Here is a 17,305-nt window from a genome sequence, read left to right on the forward strand (position 1 = left end):
GGGCGGAGAACCCGTAGTAGTCCGAGGTCGGGAAAGCCGACCGCATGGCGAAGGGGTTCAGCATGATCGCAGCGACAGAAAACAGGGAAGGAGACACACTGATGAATACCGGTGTTTCGTGGCCTGACGTCACCGAGGCGTGGGCGCGAGTACTTGCACTGCAAACGAAGCTGCACCGTTGGGCGACGGACGATCCTGCCCGTCGCTTCGATGATTTGTTCAACCTGGTTTATGACCCGGGTTTCCTCGTTGCCGCGTGGAACCGGGTGCAGGGAAATAAGGGAGGCCGCACGGCCGGGGTCGATGGGATCGTGCCACGATCTATCGCACCGGAAGACGTGCGGGGCATGCTCGCTGAGTTGCGTGAGAGCGTGAAGAGCGGCGAGTTCGCCCCAGAACGGGTCAAACAGAAATCGATACCGAAAGCGAACGGCAAGGTCCGGACGCTGGGGATACCGACGATGACTGACCGGATCGTTCAGGCTTCTTTGAAGCTGGTGTTAGAGCCGATCTTCGAGGCCGATTTTATGCCATCATCGTATGGTTTTCGGCCTCGGAGGCGCGCGCAGGACGCGATCGCTGAGATCCATTTCTATGCCTCACGGGGTTACGTGCAGGTCTTCGAAGCGGATATCACAGCGTGTTTCGACGAAATCGATCACACCGCTCTGATGGAGCGAGTGCGGTCGAGAATCGCCGATAGGCGTGTCCTGCGGCTGGTTCGCGGATTCCTGAGAGCTGGCGTCCTTTCCGAGGACGGCGTCAACAGGGATACATTCACCGGCACCCCGCAGGGCGGGATTCTGTCGCCACTGCTGGCCAACATCGCCCTGTCCGTTGTGGACGAGCACTTCCAACACAAATGGGAATCGCTCGGACCGCAATGGTCGCGCACGAAGCACCAGCGCGCCGGGGGCGCGACGATGAAACTGATCCGCTACGCGGATGACTTCATCGTTCTTGTCCGCGGAACACGAGCTGATACGGAGGCGCTGTGGGACGAGGTTGCCGTAGTACTCCAACCGGCGGGCTTACGCCTGTCGGTGGAGAAAACGACAGTCACGCACATAGACGAAGGGTTTGATTTCCTCGGGTGGCACATCCAGCGCCGCCGGATCAGGGGTCATGCCGGGAAAACAGCGATCTATACCTACCCGTCGACGAAGTCTCTGACCTCGATCACGGCAAAGGTGCGTTTGTTGACCCGGCGGGCATCGCATCGAACGCTCGCTGACCTGCTCCGCCGGTTAAACCCGGTGCTGCGGGGCTGGTGTAACTACTTTCAGCACGGCGTCGTCAAACGCGTCTTCAGCTACCTCGATCACTTCGCCTTTTGGCGGATCGTGGGCTGGCTACGCAAACGACACCCGAAACTGAACATGCACACCCTGGTGAGGCGATTTCTTCCCGGCTGGGAGATTCGCGCCGAAGGAATCGAGTTCTTCCGAGCCTGGCAGGTCCCCGTGACCCGCTACCGGTATCGAGGAACCCGCATCCCCACACCATGGACGAACGCCGCGGCATGAGCATGTGGAGAGCCGGATGCTCAGGAATGAGCACGTCCGGTTCGGAGGGCGGCCAGCAGAAACCCACCCGCAGCAACGCGGGCAGGGCGCTGCTGGCCGACCCTACACCGAGCATCCAACGAGAGAAGGCAAAATCTACTGCCGCGCGGTGATGGACACCTTCTCCAGGAAGATCGTTGGCTGGTCGATCGACAACGCTCAGGACACGAACCTTGTCGTCAACGCCCTCGACATGGCCATCAAGAACAGGCAGCCAGGCGCGGGAGGCATCGTTCACGCGGACCACGGCGTGCAATTCACGTCGTGGGCTTTCACAAATAAGATTCGCGCCTCGGGGCTGATGCCTTCGTTCGGGACGATCGGCGATTGCTACGACAACTCGATGATGGAATCGTTTTGGTCCAGCATGCAGATCGAGCTGCTCAACCGGAAGAAGTGGCGTACGAGAGTCGACTTGGCCAACGCGATTTTCGAGTACATCGAGATCTTCTACAACCGCCAACGACGGCACTCAAAGCTCGGATACGTTACACCCATCGAGCACGAGCTACGCTTCAACCAAACATCAATATCCGCCTGAATTCTCACACCGCAACGGGTAACCAAACTGTAGGGCACGTCAGAATCAACTCAACCTTCAGCAGTCCCGATCGTGAAGTCGCCGCCCGAGACGCGTCGGGCGCTGAACTCCGGATCCGTGCGGCCGGGTTCCCGGCACGGAAAACGATCGATGACTTCGCGTTCGATCACCAGACCTCCGTGAAACTGAGTATTTGCGTTCCTGAGCGCCACCAGTATTGCGGTTGAACGCCACTTGCTCGTTCTCGGGGTCGCGGCTTTCAGCGCCACTGAATATTCGGGTTGAGCGCCACTGTTCGTAGGCTCCTTCTGCCGTGTGCTCTATCACGCGGCAGAAGGAGTAATCACAGATGGTACGGAAGATCAAAGCGAAGCTGGTGCTCAGGCTGCGCAGCGAAGGGCTTTCGGGGCGGCAGATCGCCGCGCAGGGATTGTCCCGGCATAGCGTGGCGGCGGTGCTCGAGGCCGCGGATCGGGAAAAGGTGACCTGGGACGACGTCGCCGCCCTGGACGACGCCGCGGTGTATGCGCGGTTGTTCCCCGACCGGGGTGCGCATGAGAGCGTACATACGCAGCCCGACTGGGCTCACGTGCATCGTGAGCTCGCCCGGGTCGGCGTGACGCTGAAGCTGTTGCATGGCGAGTACGTCGATCGGTGCCGTGCGGCAGCCGAGACGGCGATGGGATACGACCGGTTTTGCAAGAACTACCAGCAGCAGGTCCTCGTCATCGGCGCCGCGTCCCGGGTGGGTCATAAGGCGGGACAGACGGTCGAGGTCGACTGGTCCGGTCCCACGATGCAGCTCACCGACCCGATGACCGACGCATCGACACGGGTGTTCTTGTTCGTCGGGTGCTTGCCGTTCTCCAGATACGCGTTCGTGGAACCAACACTGGATATGCTGCAGGGCACCTGGCTGCGCGCGCATGTGGCGATGTTCGACTGGTTCGGCGGGAGCGTGCCTCGGGTCGTGCCGAACAACCTCAAGACCGGCGTGATCAAGCATCCCGCAGAGGGCGAAGTGGTCCTCAACGATGCCTATCGGGAGTTGGCCGCGCACTACTCGGCGGCGGTGCTGCCGGGCAGGGTTCGGAAACCGAAAGACAAAGCGAGCGTGGAAAACACCGTCGGTCACGTCGCGACGTGGGTGATCGCCGGGCTTCGTCACCGCCAGTTCGGCACCTTGGCCCAGTTGCGCGCCGCGGTCTATGAGCGGATCGAAGCGTATAACCGTGAACCGTTCCAGAAACGTCAGGGCTCACGCCTGAGCGTGTTCGACGCCGAGGAACGGCCGCTACTTCGGCCGCTGCCGGGGGTCGCGTTCGAGATCAGCCGGTGGGCGTATGGGCGCCGGGTGCAGAAGAACGGGCACGTGGTGTGGGGGAAGAACTTCTACTCCGTGCCCTACGCCCATATCGGCCGCGCGGTCGATTTGCGCGTGACCGAGAGCCTGATCGAGGTGTTCGGCGATAGCGAGCGGCTAACCAGTCACCTGCTGGCGCCAGCAGGCGTGACCAACGAGTACCGCACCCATGACGCTGATTTGCCGGGCGGGCCCCGTTATCGACAGTGGGACTCGGCCCGGGTCCGAGAATGGGCTGGCCGCATCGGCGAGAACACGGTGACCGTCGTGAATCGCATCTTCGAATCCGTTCCCGTCGATGAGCAGGGCCTGGACGCGGCACTGGCAGTACTGCGACTGACCCGCCGCTACTCGGCCGCGAGGGTCGAGGCGGCCTGCCAGATCGCACTGGCCTCCCGGGTCCGGTCGCCCCGGTATGCGCATCTGCGTCCGATCCTGGAGACCGAACAAGACAATCCCGGCACAAGACGGCCGAGGTTCGAGCCCGTCACCGAGACGCCTGAAGAGCCGACCGGCTACGTCCGAGGCGCCGACTACTACGCAGGAGAGAAACGATGACGCGTATCGATGGGGAGAGCAAACGCAAGCTCCGAGAGATGGGAGTCACCTCACTCGTCGACGCCCTAGAGACGAAAGACGACACCCTCACCCTCGGGATGCCTTTCGAGGAACGGATCAAACTCGTTGTCGATGACGCGCACGCGACGTTCACCCACGCGAAAGTCGAAGGCCTGATTCGCCGGGCCGGGCTGCGTTACCCGAACGCCGACCTCCGCAAGCTCGACCTCGTCGAGCAACGCGGCCTGGACCGCGGGATCATCGCCCAGCTGGGCACCTGCACCTTCATCGAGAGGCGGCAGAACGTCGTGTTCCAAGGATTCACCGGCTCCGGAAAGTCCTACCTCGGATCGGCACTGGCGAAGCAAGCCTGCCAACACCGGTATCGAGCGCACTACATCCGCATGCCCGACCTCGAAGAAGCCTGGGCTGCGGGCCGCGACAAGCCCGGCGGCAAAGAGAAGTTCCTCCGGAAATATGCGGCGTTCACCCTCCTCGTGATCGATGAATGGCTGCTCGACCAGCCGGACGACAACACCCGCAGCATGCTCCTTGAGCGCCGCTACGACACCACCTCGACCGTGTTCTGCACCCAGTACGCCAAGAAGGACTGGCCTCAACGCCTAGGCGGCGGCGTTCACGCCGACGCGATCATGGACCGCATCGTGCACCGCACGATCTGGATCGAGACCGGCGGCACCAACATGCGCGAACACACCGCGGACACCGCGGCGTGACCCACGCCGGTGAGCGCGAGCTGAACCACTGGCGCTCACCGGCAATACCCAGCGGCGCTGAGACGCAATAATCAGTGGCGCTCAACCGCAATAACCGATGGCGCTCAAGGGGTCAAATACTCATGAAACCAGGCACCCTCGCTCACCTATCCCACGGAGACTACCTCAGCCAGGCCGAGAACGTCGTCCTCCTCGGCCCGCCCGGAACCGGCAAAACCCACCTCGCAATCGGACTCGGTATCCGGGCTGCGCAAGGCGGGCACCGGGTGCTGTTCGCAACCGCGACGGACTGGGTCACCCGACTCCAGGCGGCGCACCAGCAGGGCCGGCTCCCCGCCGAGCTCGCCCGGCTCCGCCGGTGCGGGCTGATCATCGTGGACGAGGTCGGCTACATCCCGTTCGAGCAAGACGCCGCGAACCTGTTCTTCCAACTCGTATCATCCCGCTACGAACACGCCTCACTGATCCTCACCAGCAACCTGCCCTTCGCGGGCTGGGGCGAGGTCTTCGGTGACCACGTCGTCGCTGCCGCGATGATCGACCGGATCGTGCACCACGCCGAAGTAATCACCCTCAAAGGCGCCAGCTACCGACTCAAAAACACCGGAATCGACACGCTCCCTTCAGCACGACCAGAGAACACGGCACACTAGACAAAACAAAACTGCTCAAAACTGCAAGAGCGCAAACGCCCACAACTCAAAGAGCGCCGACACACTGAACTCGGTTGCCCATGTCACTCCGCGAACAGGGTACGAGTTCGCCGCTGACGGGCGATCATAGCCGAGATTGCAGCTCCTGTCTCATGGTACGTCGACCCAGGTTCCACGGGCTTGGGATTCAACAACGGCGTACACGACGCGGGCCGCCCGCAGGCCGTCCACGAACGTGGGCAGGCCTGCGGGCACGGTGCCGCGGATGGCCTCGTAGGTGTCCCCGACAAATGCTGCGAAAGCATCGAGATAGCCGAGCGGGTGCCCTGCGGGTGCGACGCTGAGGCGACGCGCATCACCGTCAAGCGATATGGGATCGCGTTGAAGGATCTCCGACCCCTTTGCTCGCCCGATCCACAACGACTCCGGGTTCTCCTGCGAGAATCGCAGGGTCTCTCGAGATCCGGCTATCTCGATCTCGAGCGCGTTCTTCCGGCCAGGAGATACCTGGGAAACGACAAGCGTGCCAACAGCGCCGCGACGCGTCTCGAACAATACGCTGGCGAGGTCTTCCGTCTCCACATCACGACCACCCCGTTGGGGATACGTCGTGCGTGTCAGTGCACTCAAACGGCTGATCCGGTCGCCGGAAACGAATTCGATCACATCAACCAGATGCGATCCGATATCTGCGAATGCCCGCGACTGGCCACCGGTCTTGCCGTGAACTCGCCAATTGTCCGAGGCTGGATCCGATAGCCAGTCCTGCAGGTACGACCCACTGATCAGGCTGATGCGGCCCACGTCACCACGCATCACACGCGCGCGTGCCTCCCGAACCATCGGGTGGAACCGGTACACGAAAGGAACGGTCGCCACCCGATCGTGTTGCTCAGCGAGATCGGCGAGGATCTCAGCCTCAGACACAGTGATCGCCAAGGGCTTCTCGCACACCACGTGCAGACCACGGCTCAGGGCCAAGTGTGCGTACGCGAAATGAGTGTCGTTGGGCGTGCAGATGTGCACGACATCAACACCGTCCATTGCCTCATCGATAGTCGTCGCGACCCGGGGAATTCGCAAATCACTCGCGGCATCGTGACCCTTACTCGCGCTCGAACCGAGCACCACCGCCGGAACACCTCCAGCCACCCGGATGGAGCGCGCGTGTACCTGGCCCATGAACCCCGTACCAATGATCGCGGCCCGAACCTGACCAACCACCACCGTCGAAACGTCCACATCAATCGACAGCTGCGTCATTCTGGGAGCACCGTCGAGTATTGGTGCTTAATTGTCGAAGAGGTTGTGTTGTTTCCGGTTCTCTGCACGGGCTTGCGGGATTCAGTCATGAAAGAGCACGACTGATTTCACATTCCGGCCCGATTCCATGTCCCTGAACGCGGTCTCCCATTCACCGATCTCATACTTTGCACTGATGCATGAATCAACGTCGATTGTGCGTGAACTCAGCAGAGTGAGTACTCGTTCCCAATCGAGCCATCCGTGGCCGCGTGATCCGACTATTGAGACGACCTTTGCCACGACGGGATCGAGGCTGTAGCCGAATGGGTTTGGTCCCCACCCTATTTTCACGATTCTTCCGCCGACTGCGACGACATCGAGTGCGGTCTGCATGGCGGCACTTACGCCAGCGGCATCGATCACCAGATCTGCGCCGAGTTGTCTGGTTTGACCCTTCACTGCCTCAACTACGTTGTCGCGGCCGGATACCACTAGTTCGCCGAGCCCCAGAGAAGCTATCAAGGGGGCTTTGGGCACGTCACGATCGACTCCGATGAGAGTGACGCTTGCGGCCCCTGCTGCCCGAGCGATTTGCGCAGCGAAAATGCCGATGGCACCTGCTCCGACGACGACAACGTGTTCACCCAATTCGAGATGGCCTCTGCTGATGACGCCGGCGTAGGCGACTGCCACTGGCTCGGTCATCGACGCGGTAACGAAATCCAACTCGGTGGGTATGGAGTGCAGGGTTTCAATACTTGCGATGCACCTGGCGGCGAAGAATCCATCGGTATGCGCCCCGAAAACCTTCAGATCTGGACAATGCTGAGGACTTCCAGTGCGGCACATTCGACACTTTCCACACACTGAACCGTTGGTTTCACACACCACACGGTCGCCGACCCGCCAAGGACCGCACTCCGCGCCTATGTCAACGATTTCGCCCGCCATTTCGTGTCCCAGGATTACTGGGGTAGCCAACTGCCAGCTGACGGTACCCCGCCACGTGTGAAGGTCGGAGCCGCAAACTCCTACGGCACGGGGGGCGATCAAGACTTGTCCGCGCCCGGGTTTTGGTACTGGCACATCGGCCAAGGTCGTGCTGTCGTGCTCTGGCCGCATTTGCACGAGTGCCTGCATCGTATTCACAGCGTCACCCCATTAGTACGGAGTAGTGCTGCGATGCTCTGTTCTACGCTTTTCAGACCGCTTTGACTCGACCAATCCTGTTCGACCAAAATGTAGTTCGCGTCGGTGTGCTCGATCGCTGCATCGATGGTTTGTTGAAGCGGTAATATTCCTGCACCAATTTCTGTGAAATTGTCTGGAGAAACATAGCGTTCATCTTGGTAATACGTTTCGGAAACCAGGGGTGCATCGGCAGGCAGGGCAGCAATAATGTTGACGGGCTGTCGGATACTGAAAGGCAGATCCTTCTGGTGCAGTACTCGAATCCACTCGCCGTACCGCTCGATGATTTGCACGACATCGAGCCCGCTTCGATGTACCCAATAGGTGTCGAGCTCGAGATTCCGATACTCCGGCGCAAGGCGAGTCAACAGTTCGTCTAGATCAGTTCGATCACCGTGGCTCCTGAAGAGCGACGTGTGCACGAGCTGTTGGATGCCGACATCTGCCATCTTCTCCCCCAACCGATTGATATTCCGGGCGATATCGTCGATATCGTCGAGATTTCGATAAAGCAGTTTCGAAACCAGGTACTTCGTGCCGAGTTCGCGATGAAATGCGATGACATCATCAATTCGTTCTGGGTCAATCTGCTGAAGATGGGTGCTTAGAACCGTGCCACCATCGGCCTCAATCACTTCGCGTAATTCCGAGGGGTCCGCGGCGAAGCCGACCCCGGGATCGGTGGTCGTCAAGTTGGCAAATTCGAGGTTCTGGTAACCCATCGCGATGACCGCCCTGATCGTGGCTATCGGGTCGGCTGCCAATTCGTCACGAACGGAGTACATCTGAATTCCGACGCGTAGTGTCATTGTGACAATCCGCTCTGAGCTAAGAGTGTCGTCAAGCTCAATCTCACGCTTTCTAATTCGTCGAGCTCGGAGTAGTCCTGTTCGACGAATATGTATTCTGATTCAGAGTTCACTGAGGCCATGTTGATGATGTTTTGCAACGGCATCGAACCGCGACCAAGCTCGACGAAGTTGTCTTCAGCGACATATTTCGGGTTGAGGTAAAGGGATTCCACCGAGACGGCCTGGTCGCTTGGATACGCGGCGTCAAGGTCCACGGGCTGCTGAATGTGTTCCGGAATGTCCTTTTGGTGCAGTATCCGAATTCTTTCCCCGTACCGGTTGACCGCCTCTACCGGATCAAGTCCGCTTCGCAATGCCCAATATGTGTCGAGCTCCACACCCAGCAGGTCGGGGTCGACTTGCTCTAGGACAAGATCGAGATCTTTTCTGCCTGCTGAGGTGCGAAGCACTCCGTTGTGAATCAAGTGTCCAATCCCTTCGTTTGCGAGCCTCTCGCCAACCATGCGCAAGTTGGGGACCGAGTCGAGAGCTTCATCTAGGGTGGCGGGCAAGAATTTGGACACGATGTATTGCGTGCCAAGTTCTCGGTGAAAGACGATCACGTCATCGATATTGGTCTGGTCTAGTGGCCATACATGGGTGCTGACTGTCGTAGCGCCGAGAGTTTCCACGAGGTCTCGGAGTTCGCCCGGGTCTACCGCAAAGCCAACTCCAGGGTCAGCCATGGTGAGGTTAGCGAACTCGAGGTTCTTGTAACCCATCTCGATGACCGAACGTGTGGTTTCAAGCGGGGATTCCGCCATGTGGTTGCGGACCGAATACATCTGAAGGCCAATTTTCATTGGAGCACTCCCTCAGTCGTCGCGGGACTCTCCACAGCTTGTAGGCGCTCTGTCCGCAGCCGACTACGCCTTCGGAGTTGTTGAACCAGCTGAGTGGAAACCGAATCGATCACAATGGCAAGAAGGATCAGCGCTCCTTTGGCGACAACCTGCCAATTCGCATTGATCGCCAGCAGATTGAGCCCGTTCGCCACCATCCCAACGATGAGACAACCGAAAACTGTTCCGATTATTCGCGCATTTCCTCCCCACAACGCGGTGCCGCCGATGACGACCGCGGCAATGGCGTCCAATTCGATACCATCGCCGGCCCCGACCTGGGCCGAAGCTGACCGAGCGGTCTGTACGGCTCCTGCGAGAGCTGCCATCAAACCCATCACCCCGTATACGGCGAATCGGATTCGGGGCAAACTAACGCCGGAGACGATGGCGGCATTCCGGCCACCACCGATCGCTATGGCCCGTCGTCCAAAGACGGTCCTGTTGATCAGGATGAATATCGCGATGACGGACACGATCATGATGAGAATCGGGATTGGAATCCCGAGGACGCTACCTTGACCGATGAAGATGAAGTTGGCGGGCAGGCCACTCACCGGCTTGGTGTTCGTAACTATGTAAATGAACCCACGGAAAACACCTGCCGTGGCCAGTGTCGTGATCAAGGGGTTGAGGTTGAACACGGTGATGAGGGCTGCGTTGACAAACCCGAGAAGCACCCCGATTCCCAGACCGAGAATAACGGCGAGAAAGCTCGGAACACCGGCCACCATCATTTGTGCCATAAACACGCCAGTAAGACCCATCACTGCCCCGACCGACAGGTCGATTTCGCCGCTACCCAAGACGAGTGTGAATCCGACACTGATGATGATGATCACAGAAACCTGGCGGATGACGTTGAGAACGTTGTCAGGCGTGAGGAAGAGAGGCGAAACCATGGCCAGCGCTAAGGCAAGCGCCAAGAAGATCAGGACGACCATGTTGTCAAGCAGACGAGTCGCGATCGCTTCACCAGAAAGTGGCGAAGTCTTTTGCGTGAGAGACATCAGATGGGCTCCTGGGTTGGTTGTACGCCGAACGCTTCCGAAAGAAGCTCTTCAGCTGTCGTTTCTGCCGCAGGGTGTTCTGCGACGATGTAGCCCTGGCGGATGACGGCGATGCGGTCACAGATCGCGAAGAGTTCAGGAATCTCTGAAGAGACAATGATCACGGCCACCCCACGACTCGCGAGCCGATCAATCAACGCGTAGATCTCCGCCTTCGCACCAACGTCAATGCCGCGCGTTGGCTCATCGAGGATGAGGACTTTCGGTTCGCGATGTAGCCAACGCGAGATGAGCACCTTTTGTTGGTTGCCTCCACTCAATTCGCCGATGAGCGAACGTGGCGATCCGGCCTTGATCCCGAGCGCGTCGGCTACCGATCTGTATGCCACGATCTCGTTTTTGCGGCTGATTGTGAACCCACGTTTGAACTTATCGATGGAGGCAAGAGTTGAATTCTTCATGACTGAGTACGGAAAAATTGAGCCTGACCGCAACCGATCCTCGGTGATCAGACCAATGCCCAAGCGCACGGCACGTCGAGGTGAACCCACAGTTATTGGGGCTCCGTCTAGATAAATCGACCCTGCTCGCACAGGATCAAGACCGTAGATCGCACGGACTATTTCAGTTCGTCCCGCTCCCATGAGTCCACAAAAGCCCAGAACCTCTCCCCTACGAAGCGCGAAGGTCACGTCAGTGAACGCATCACCGCTTAGACCCTCTACCCGTATGGCCTCACCGCCGAATTCGTGGTGAACGCGCTTGCGCTCAGCGACCGCCAATTCCTTCCCAGCAATCAACGAGACAAGCTGCTTCGGAGAGATCGCCGAACTCTCGTACAGTCCGATGGTCACGCCATCACGCATCACAGTGATGCGATCGGCAAGGTCGAAAATTTCATCCAACTTGTGTGAAATGTAGACGATACCGATTCCTTCGGCGGCGAGGGAACGGATGGTTCGGTACAACAGACTGATCTCGCTCGGAGTGAGAGCTGAAGTCGGTTCATCCATGACGATGACCTGAGACTCATATGAGACAGCTCGTGCGATCTCAACAAGCTGCATCTGGGCAATGCTCAGGCTCCCAACGAGCGCCTCCGGGTCTATGTCAAACCCCAGCCGAGTAAGCAGTGCGCGGGTGGCACGAACACGAGAACGGTGACCAACGAAACCTAGGTGCGCGAAATCGTTCTCCCGACCGAGCCAAACGTTCTCCGCGACGCTTAAGCCCTCCACAAGACTGATCTCCTGATGGATCATAGCGATTCCGCTGTTGAGGGCTTCAACCGGTGCAGCGAACTCGACGGGGTTACCCATGATCTCGATGCGGCCCCGATCCCGCTGAACCAGACCCAAAAGGATCTTCATCAGTGTGGATTTCCCGGCACCATTTTCCCCCACGAGTGCCATCACTTCGCCGGTCCGCAAGTGAAACGAGGCATCCCTCAGCGCCTGGACGCCGGCGTACCCCTTTGTCACTTCAAGCATCGTGACCAATTCGACGCTCGACGCGGACGCATTCATTTGAGCGCTGCCGCAGCGGCGTCTTCGGCCTTCTTCTTGGCTTCAAAATCGGCCAGATTCGAAGAATCCACCAGAACCGTCACTTTGTCCGCACCCGTGGTGTACGCCTGACCGTCCTTCACCTCGCCTTTTATGGCAGCGATCGCCGCATCGATCAATCCAGCGCCATACTCGCCGAAATCGATTCCCACCGTGGCGTTGATCTCCTTCGCGTCCAGCATCTTCAGCCCATTATCCGAGCCATTTACGCTGACGATGAAGAACTTGTCGAGGTTCCCCTTGGACTTCAGAACGTTTACTGTGCCAAGAGTCATCTCATCGGAAGAGGTAGCGAGAGCATTCATATCTGGATAGCGAACTGACCAGTCTTCCATGAGGCTCGCTGCCTTATCCGTCGTCCAGTCTCCGTAGTCTTCAGCGAGAATCTGCACACGATCAGGCATCTCGGCAGCCAGTTTCTTGATGCCCTCGACACGCACATGCGTGCTCGTAAAAGTTTCCCCTCCCTTAATCAGTCCGAACTTCAGCACAGCGGTCGGATTGTCCTTCAGATACTGCCGTGTGTGATCCTCGAGAACTTGACCGATCAATTCTTCGTTGAGACCGTCGTAGACGGCGTCAATCTTGTCTTTTCCGAGAGTGCCTCGGACGTCAATGACTTTCACGCCGGCGTCATGCGCTGCCTGAGCGGCAGACAGGGAGCCAGCGGGGTCGACTGCGGTAAGCAGAAGCGCTTGGGTCTTCCGAGTCACGATCGACTCGATGTCGTTGTTCTGCCTGTCAACCTTGTTGTCCGCTCCGAAAACATCCAACGTAATGTTCGCGCCAGCCTTATTCAATTCATTTACTCGAAGCTTCATCTGCGAAACAACGTTCGACTGACCCTCGTCAAGGGACTCAACCGAATATGCGATCGTGGTGGCGCCGCTCGACGGGGTTGCACCGGATGCGCACCCAGACAGGACAAGAGCAGAGGCGGCGAATATGGCAGCGAGCGAGCCAACCTGAAGGCGGCGATTCGTACGGAACATCGTTTCTCCTTTGAAGTGATGTGAACTACAGAATGTGTGAGGAAAGCATCCTTTGGGTGGATAATGCTCCACAAGATGCCGGATTTAATTCGATTGGAAACAAATGGTCGCGAAATCGGGTAGCCAATATGACGCGGCTTACGCCCGAGTTGGTCTGCTCATTTACCTCCACGAAGGCACTAGCCGGGCCACAATCTCTCGAATAGGCGGCCTTGCGAGATCAACAGTTGGTCACCAAGTAGACAAGCTCATCGAAATCGGCCTCATCGAAGAGCGCTTTTCTCAATCGGACGGCCCAGGCCGTCCGGCGCGAGGGTTACACGTCCGCGCCGACGCGGGATACGTGGCGGGAGTCGACCTTGAGACGGGGGGCGCCCGCCTAGCGCTAGCAAATTTGAAAGGAACCATCGTCGAAGAGATCGTTCTCAAGCTGTCTATCGAGGACGAACCGAGCAAAGTATTGACACGCATCTGCGACACCATTTCGCAGATGCGTGGAGGCCTCGATCTGGCATGCCTCAAACAGACAGTCATCGGAATCCCGGCTCCAGTGGATTTCGCCCGAGGCAGACCGGTACGGCCACCGATGATGACCCGATGGGACGACTTCCCGGTCCGCGACTTTGCCCAACAGATACTTGGCTCACCGGTCACGGTTGAAAATGACACCAACCTTGCGGCAATCGCCGAAAGCACCCAACAACACGCATACCTACCGCTTGTCTTCTTGAAAGTCGCCTCCGGTATCGGGGTGGGCATCATTTCGTCCGACGGGCAAGTATTCCGGGGTTATGACGGAGCCGCAGGGGACATCGGCCACGTCCAAATTCTTGCGCAGGATGATCGGGTGTGTAGATGCGGAAAATCGGGCTGCCTCGAGGCCGTGGCCTCGATCACGGCAATCCTGGATGAACTCGAAATCGCGACCAGCGACACCACAATCGATCACGCTGAACAATTACAAGCTCTGCTGCGCGTAGGAGATAAACGGGCATTCCAAGCCGTACACTCGGCCGCACGTCAAATTGGATCCGTCGCCTCTGGAATCATCCAAATCCTCAATCCACGAATGCTGGTCGTCGGCGGAGCGTATCCCGAAATTCACGACGAATTACTGTCTGGAATTAGATCCGTCGTATACGAACGTGCCATGCCTCTCAGCACGCGGGATCTCATATTGACCCCAAGCAGACTCGGACCGCGCGCTGAGATTTGCGGTGCAATTGAACTGGCATGCCAACAAATTTGGTCCGTCGAAATGTTGCCAACGCTCGTCGAATCGTTCAATCACATCAAGCCAAATACCGCTTGCGTTTAGTGGCTCGCGGGCGAAAGTGAACACCAAACATTTCTCGACATAAGTCGTGAATGAGCGTTTCGGGGCGGTCCCGAAACGCTTTGGAAAACTAAAGGTTTATGAGGCAACCCGATGCCTCACATTGGGTCAATCAAAAGCCCGGAATCACGCGAAAGCCCTCTGTCTTGGAAACACGTCTCATAGCGATTCGTGTCGCCATTCCGACGATGGGGCTTTTTGAGACACCATCGTTCAGCGGGTACCCGATCATGTCAGAAGTGGGAAGTCACATGCGGCGCGAGGCGCCGCCTCTCGTTCAACAGGGCTGCGATTATCCTCGCCCTGACGCACCAGACTGCGCCCGACTGGGGCCAGCCGCCGGGCTTCTGTAAGATAACGGGGCCGGGATCGAACCCATCCACCTCGGCGTTGAAGGAGCACCATGGCCGACCAGTCCCGACTCGATGCAGTCATCACGCTCGCGCAGCACCGCGGTTTCGTCTTTCCTTCGGGAGACATCTACGGTGGCACGCGGTCGGCGTGGGACTACGGGCCCCTGGGAGTGGCGCTCAAGGAGAACATCAAGAAGCAGTGGTGGAACAACTTCATCCGCCAGCGCCGCGACATGGTTGGCCTCGATTCGGCGGTCATCCTGCCGTCGGCCGTCTGGGAGGCTTCGGGGCACGTCAAGGTGTTTTCCGACCCGCTCACCGAGTCGCTCATCACGCACAAGCGGTACCGCGCCGACCACTTGTTCGAGGCTTATGAGGCCGAGCACGGGTTCCCCCCGGCGAACGGGCTCGACGACATCGCTGACCCCGAGCATCCGAACAAGGTCGGCCAGTGGTCGCCGATTCGCCAGTTCTCGGGGATGCTCAAGACCTACCTCGGCGTCGTGGATGACGAGACGGGCCTGCACTACCTGCGCCCCGAGACCGCCCAGGGCATCTTCACGAACTTCGCCAACGTGCTGCAGACGAGCCGCAAGAAGCCGCCGTTCGGCATCGGCCAGATCGGCAAGGCTTTTCGCAACGAGATCACGCCCGGCAACTTCATCTTTCGCACGCGCGAGTTCGAGCAGATGGAGATCGAGTTCTTCGTAAAGCCCGGCACCGATGAAGAGTGGCACCAGAAGTGGATGGATGCTGTCTGGGACTGGTTCATCGAACTCGGTATGACGCCAGAGAACATCCGCTGGTTCGAGCACCCGAAAGACAAGCTGTCGCACTACTCGAAGCGCACGGTCGACATCGAGTACAAGTTCAACTTCACGGGCAGCGAGTGGGGTGAGCTGATGGGCGTGGCGAACCGCACCGACTTCGACCTGAAGACGCACACCGACGCCTCGGGCAAAGACCTGAGCTATTTCGACCAGGCGAACAACGAGCGGTACATTCCGTATGTGATCGAGCCGTCGTTCGGCCTGACGCGCGCCTTGATGGCATTCTTGCTCGACTCGTACGACGAGGAGCAGGTGCCGAACGCCAAGGGCGGCACCGACAAGCGCACGGTGCTGCACCTCGACCCGCGCCTGGCGCCGGTGAAGGTCGCCGTGTTGCCGCTCTCGCGGAACGACACGCTGATTCCGCTGGCGCAGAAGATCGCCGACGACCTGTCTTTGTCGTGGGATGTCGACTACGACGACACGCAGGCCATCGGGCGCCGGTACCGCCGGCAGGACGAGATCGGTACGCCGTACTGCGTCACGGTGGACTTCGACTCGCTCGAAGACAACGCCGTGACCGTGCGCGACCGCGACTCGATGAAGCAGGAGCGCGTGCCCATCGTGGTGCTGCAGGGGTACCTCGCGGAGCGGCTCGTCGGCGCGTAGGGTCATTTGCAGGCAGTCGCGCCGGCGCTAACGGCTGCTCGCAGGGGCGGTCGATTGGCCACTTTCGCTCTCTGCGCGTGCCTAGGCGGCGCACCCGTGTCGGAATGGCGGGCTCGTTATTCCGACTTAGCGCCCTAACTCGGAATAACGGCGCCGCTATTCCGACTTATGCCCTTAACTCGGAATAGCGACCCCGTCGCCATCGAGTTCTGCCAGCTTCTTCTTCGCCAGAAGATCGGACCGACTTGCGGCCCAGGTGAGCAGCTCCCGGGCCTCCTCTACCCGGTGGTCGTCCTCCACGATCATCAGAGCGAGGTTGGTGGCGGAGAAAGCATCGCCCTTGGCGATCCCAACCCGGTAGAGGCGCTCGGCACCGACACGATCTTGTCGTTCGTCGAGTAAGAGATTTGCCAGAACTATCGGAGTGCCCTCGTTCCCCGAGAGCACCGCGGCTTGCAGGATCATCTCCGCTTCGTCGATCTGCCCGTTCTGTCTCAACACCTTGGCATAGGTGATGCCAAATCTGTCTTCATCCGACTGGTAACCGCGCCTCAGAAGTTCGTTTACGCGGGAATCTGTGCGCCGAAATTCGAGCGCATAGGCTCCACCGAGAACGCCCGCTGCCTCGTCACCCTCTGGTCCATCGTGCGCGACAAGGGTCTCCAGAATGTCAACCGCTTCGTCAATGGCACCCAGCCACAAAAGACACGTCGCCAGAATGACAGAAGCGTGGCTGACCTGTTCCTGGTGGGCGAAACGCATCAGGCGCAGGCCGATCATCTCGACGCCCGCCCCCCAGAGAATGCACCCGACGTCCAATGCAATCTCGGGCCATTCTGCCTCGTCGCACAACACGTCCCGCCATTTGTCGCTGTGGACGTCCACCTCGAAAACCGCAGTCATCTGGTTTTCAAAATCGTCGGGTGCCGCGAGCAGAGAATCGCGCAGCAATCGCACGCCCTGCACGATGTCTCCCTCCGAGATTTCACGCACCCCATCAACCACGGTCATACCCAGATCGTAGACCGTACTCGCATCGCCGTTTCGGTTCGAACGGCGCGATC

13 protein-coding genes and 2 pseudogenes are annotated in these 17,305 nt (G+C 59.1%); 7 read left to right on the forward strand and 8 right to left on the reverse strand.

Annotated features, from left to right (window positions below; all coding sequences use genetic code 11):
* The first annotated feature begins 62 nt into the window (after positions 1-62).
* The 5 genes and pseudogenes from ltrA to istB form a co-directional block, all read left to right on the forward strand.
* Positions 63-1,526 (forward strand): group II intron reverse transcriptase/maturase, encoded by a 1,464-nt coding sequence (ltrA, locus tag JOE66_RS12680; protein WP_239518302.1) that lies wholly within the window; start codon positions 63-65, stop codon positions 1,524-1,526.
* Positions 1,527-1,632: 106 nt separating this feature from the next.
* Positions 1,633-2,106 (forward strand): annotated as a pseudogene (locus JOE66_RS12685) (IS3 family transposase); the annotation flags it as partial.
* Between the two features lie 349 nt (positions 2,107-2,455).
* Positions 2,456-4,027, forward strand: coding sequence for an IS21 family transposase (gene istA, locus JOE66_RS12690; protein WP_205109966.1), 1,572 nt, complete (start codon positions 2,456-2,458; stop codon positions 4,025-4,027).
* Positions 4,024-4,764 carry an ATP-binding protein gene (locus tag JOE66_RS12695; protein ID WP_205109968.1) on the forward strand — a complete coding sequence of 247 codons (741 nt, stop codon included), beginning with the start codon at positions 4,024-4,026 and terminating at the stop codon, positions 4,762-4,764. The genes istA and JOE66_RS12695 overlap by 4 nt, the downstream gene beginning before the upstream one ends.
* A gap of 137 nt (positions 4,765-4,901) precedes the next feature.
* Positions 4,902-5,417: pseudogene (gene istB, locus JOE66_RS12700) on the forward strand (IS21-like element helper ATPase IstB); the annotation flags it as partial.
* A 150-nt stretch (positions 5,418-5,567) separates the two neighbouring features.
* Here istB and JOE66_RS12705 read toward each other — a convergent pair.
* The 7 genes from JOE66_RS12705 to JOE66_RS12735 form a co-directional block, all read right to left on the reverse strand.
* Positions 5,568-6,680: a Gfo/Idh/MocA family protein gene (locus JOE66_RS12705; protein WP_205109970.1), complete on the reverse strand. Its 1,113-nt coding sequence runs from the start codon at positions 6,678-6,680 to the stop codon at positions 5,568-5,570.
* Positions 6,681-6,761: 81 nt separating this feature from the next.
* Complete coding sequence (locus JOE66_RS12710) at positions 6,762-7,802, reverse strand: alcohol dehydrogenase catalytic domain-containing protein (RefSeq protein ID WP_307827299.1); 1,041 nt, start codon at positions 7,800-7,802, stop codon at positions 6,762-6,764.
* A gap of 5 nt (positions 7,803-7,807) precedes the next feature.
* Positions 7,808-8,662, reverse strand: coding sequence for a sugar phosphate isomerase/epimerase family protein (locus JOE66_RS12715; protein WP_205109975.1), 855 nt, complete (start codon positions 8,660-8,662; stop codon positions 7,808-7,810).
* Positions 8,659-9,507, reverse strand: coding sequence for a sugar phosphate isomerase/epimerase family protein (locus JOE66_RS12720; protein ID WP_205109977.1), 849 nt, complete (start codon positions 9,505-9,507; stop codon positions 8,659-8,661). Before JOE66_RS12720 ends, JOE66_RS12715 begins: the two co-directional genes overlap by 4 nt.
* Positions 9,504-10,556: an ABC transporter permease gene (locus tag JOE66_RS12725; RefSeq protein ID WP_205109979.1), complete on the reverse strand. Its 1,053-nt coding sequence runs from the start codon at positions 10,554-10,556 to the stop codon at positions 9,504-9,506. The genes JOE66_RS12720 and JOE66_RS12725 overlap by 4 nt, the downstream gene beginning before the upstream one ends.
* The gene (locus JOE66_RS12730; RefSeq protein ID WP_205109981.1) at positions 10,556-12,046 is read right to left on the reverse strand and encodes a sugar ABC transporter ATP-binding protein; all 1,491 of its coding nucleotides are present in this window, start codon (positions 12,044-12,046) and stop codon (positions 10,556-10,558) included. The genes JOE66_RS12725 and JOE66_RS12730 overlap by 1 nt, the downstream gene beginning before the upstream one ends.
* A 32-nt stretch (positions 12,047-12,078) precedes the next feature.
* Positions 12,079-13,113: a sugar ABC transporter substrate-binding protein gene (locus JOE66_RS12735; protein ID WP_205109983.1), complete on the reverse strand. Its 1,035-nt coding sequence runs from the start codon at positions 13,111-13,113 to the stop codon at positions 12,079-12,081.
* Positions 13,114-13,216: 103 nt separating this feature from the next.
* On the opposite strand from JOE66_RS12735, the gene JOE66_RS12740 reads away from it, so the two are divergent.
* Positions 13,217-14,431, forward strand: a complete 1,215-nt coding sequence (locus tag JOE66_RS12740) for an ROK family transcriptional regulator (protein WP_205109984.1) — start codon at positions 13,217-13,219, stop codon at positions 14,429-14,431.
* A 421-nt stretch (positions 14,432-14,852) separates the two neighbouring features.
* The gene (locus JOE66_RS12745) at positions 14,853-16,241 is read left to right on the forward strand and encodes a glycine--tRNA ligase (RefSeq protein WP_205109985.1); all 1,389 of its coding nucleotides are present in this window, start codon (positions 14,853-14,855) and stop codon (positions 16,239-16,241) included.
* A gap of 174 nt (positions 16,242-16,415) precedes the next feature.
* On the opposite strand, the gene JOE66_RS12750 is transcribed toward JOE66_RS12745, so the two are convergent.
* Entirely contained in the window at positions 16,416-17,252 is an 837-nt protein-coding gene (locus JOE66_RS12750) for a hypothetical protein (RefSeq protein WP_205109986.1), read from the reverse strand.
* Positions 17,253-17,305: the final 53 nt, after the last annotated feature.

This window comes from Subtercola frigoramans, from assembly GCF_016907385.1.
Classification (GTDB): Bacteria; Actinomycetota; Actinomycetes; order Actinomycetales; family Microbacteriaceae; genus Subtercola; species Subtercola frigoramans.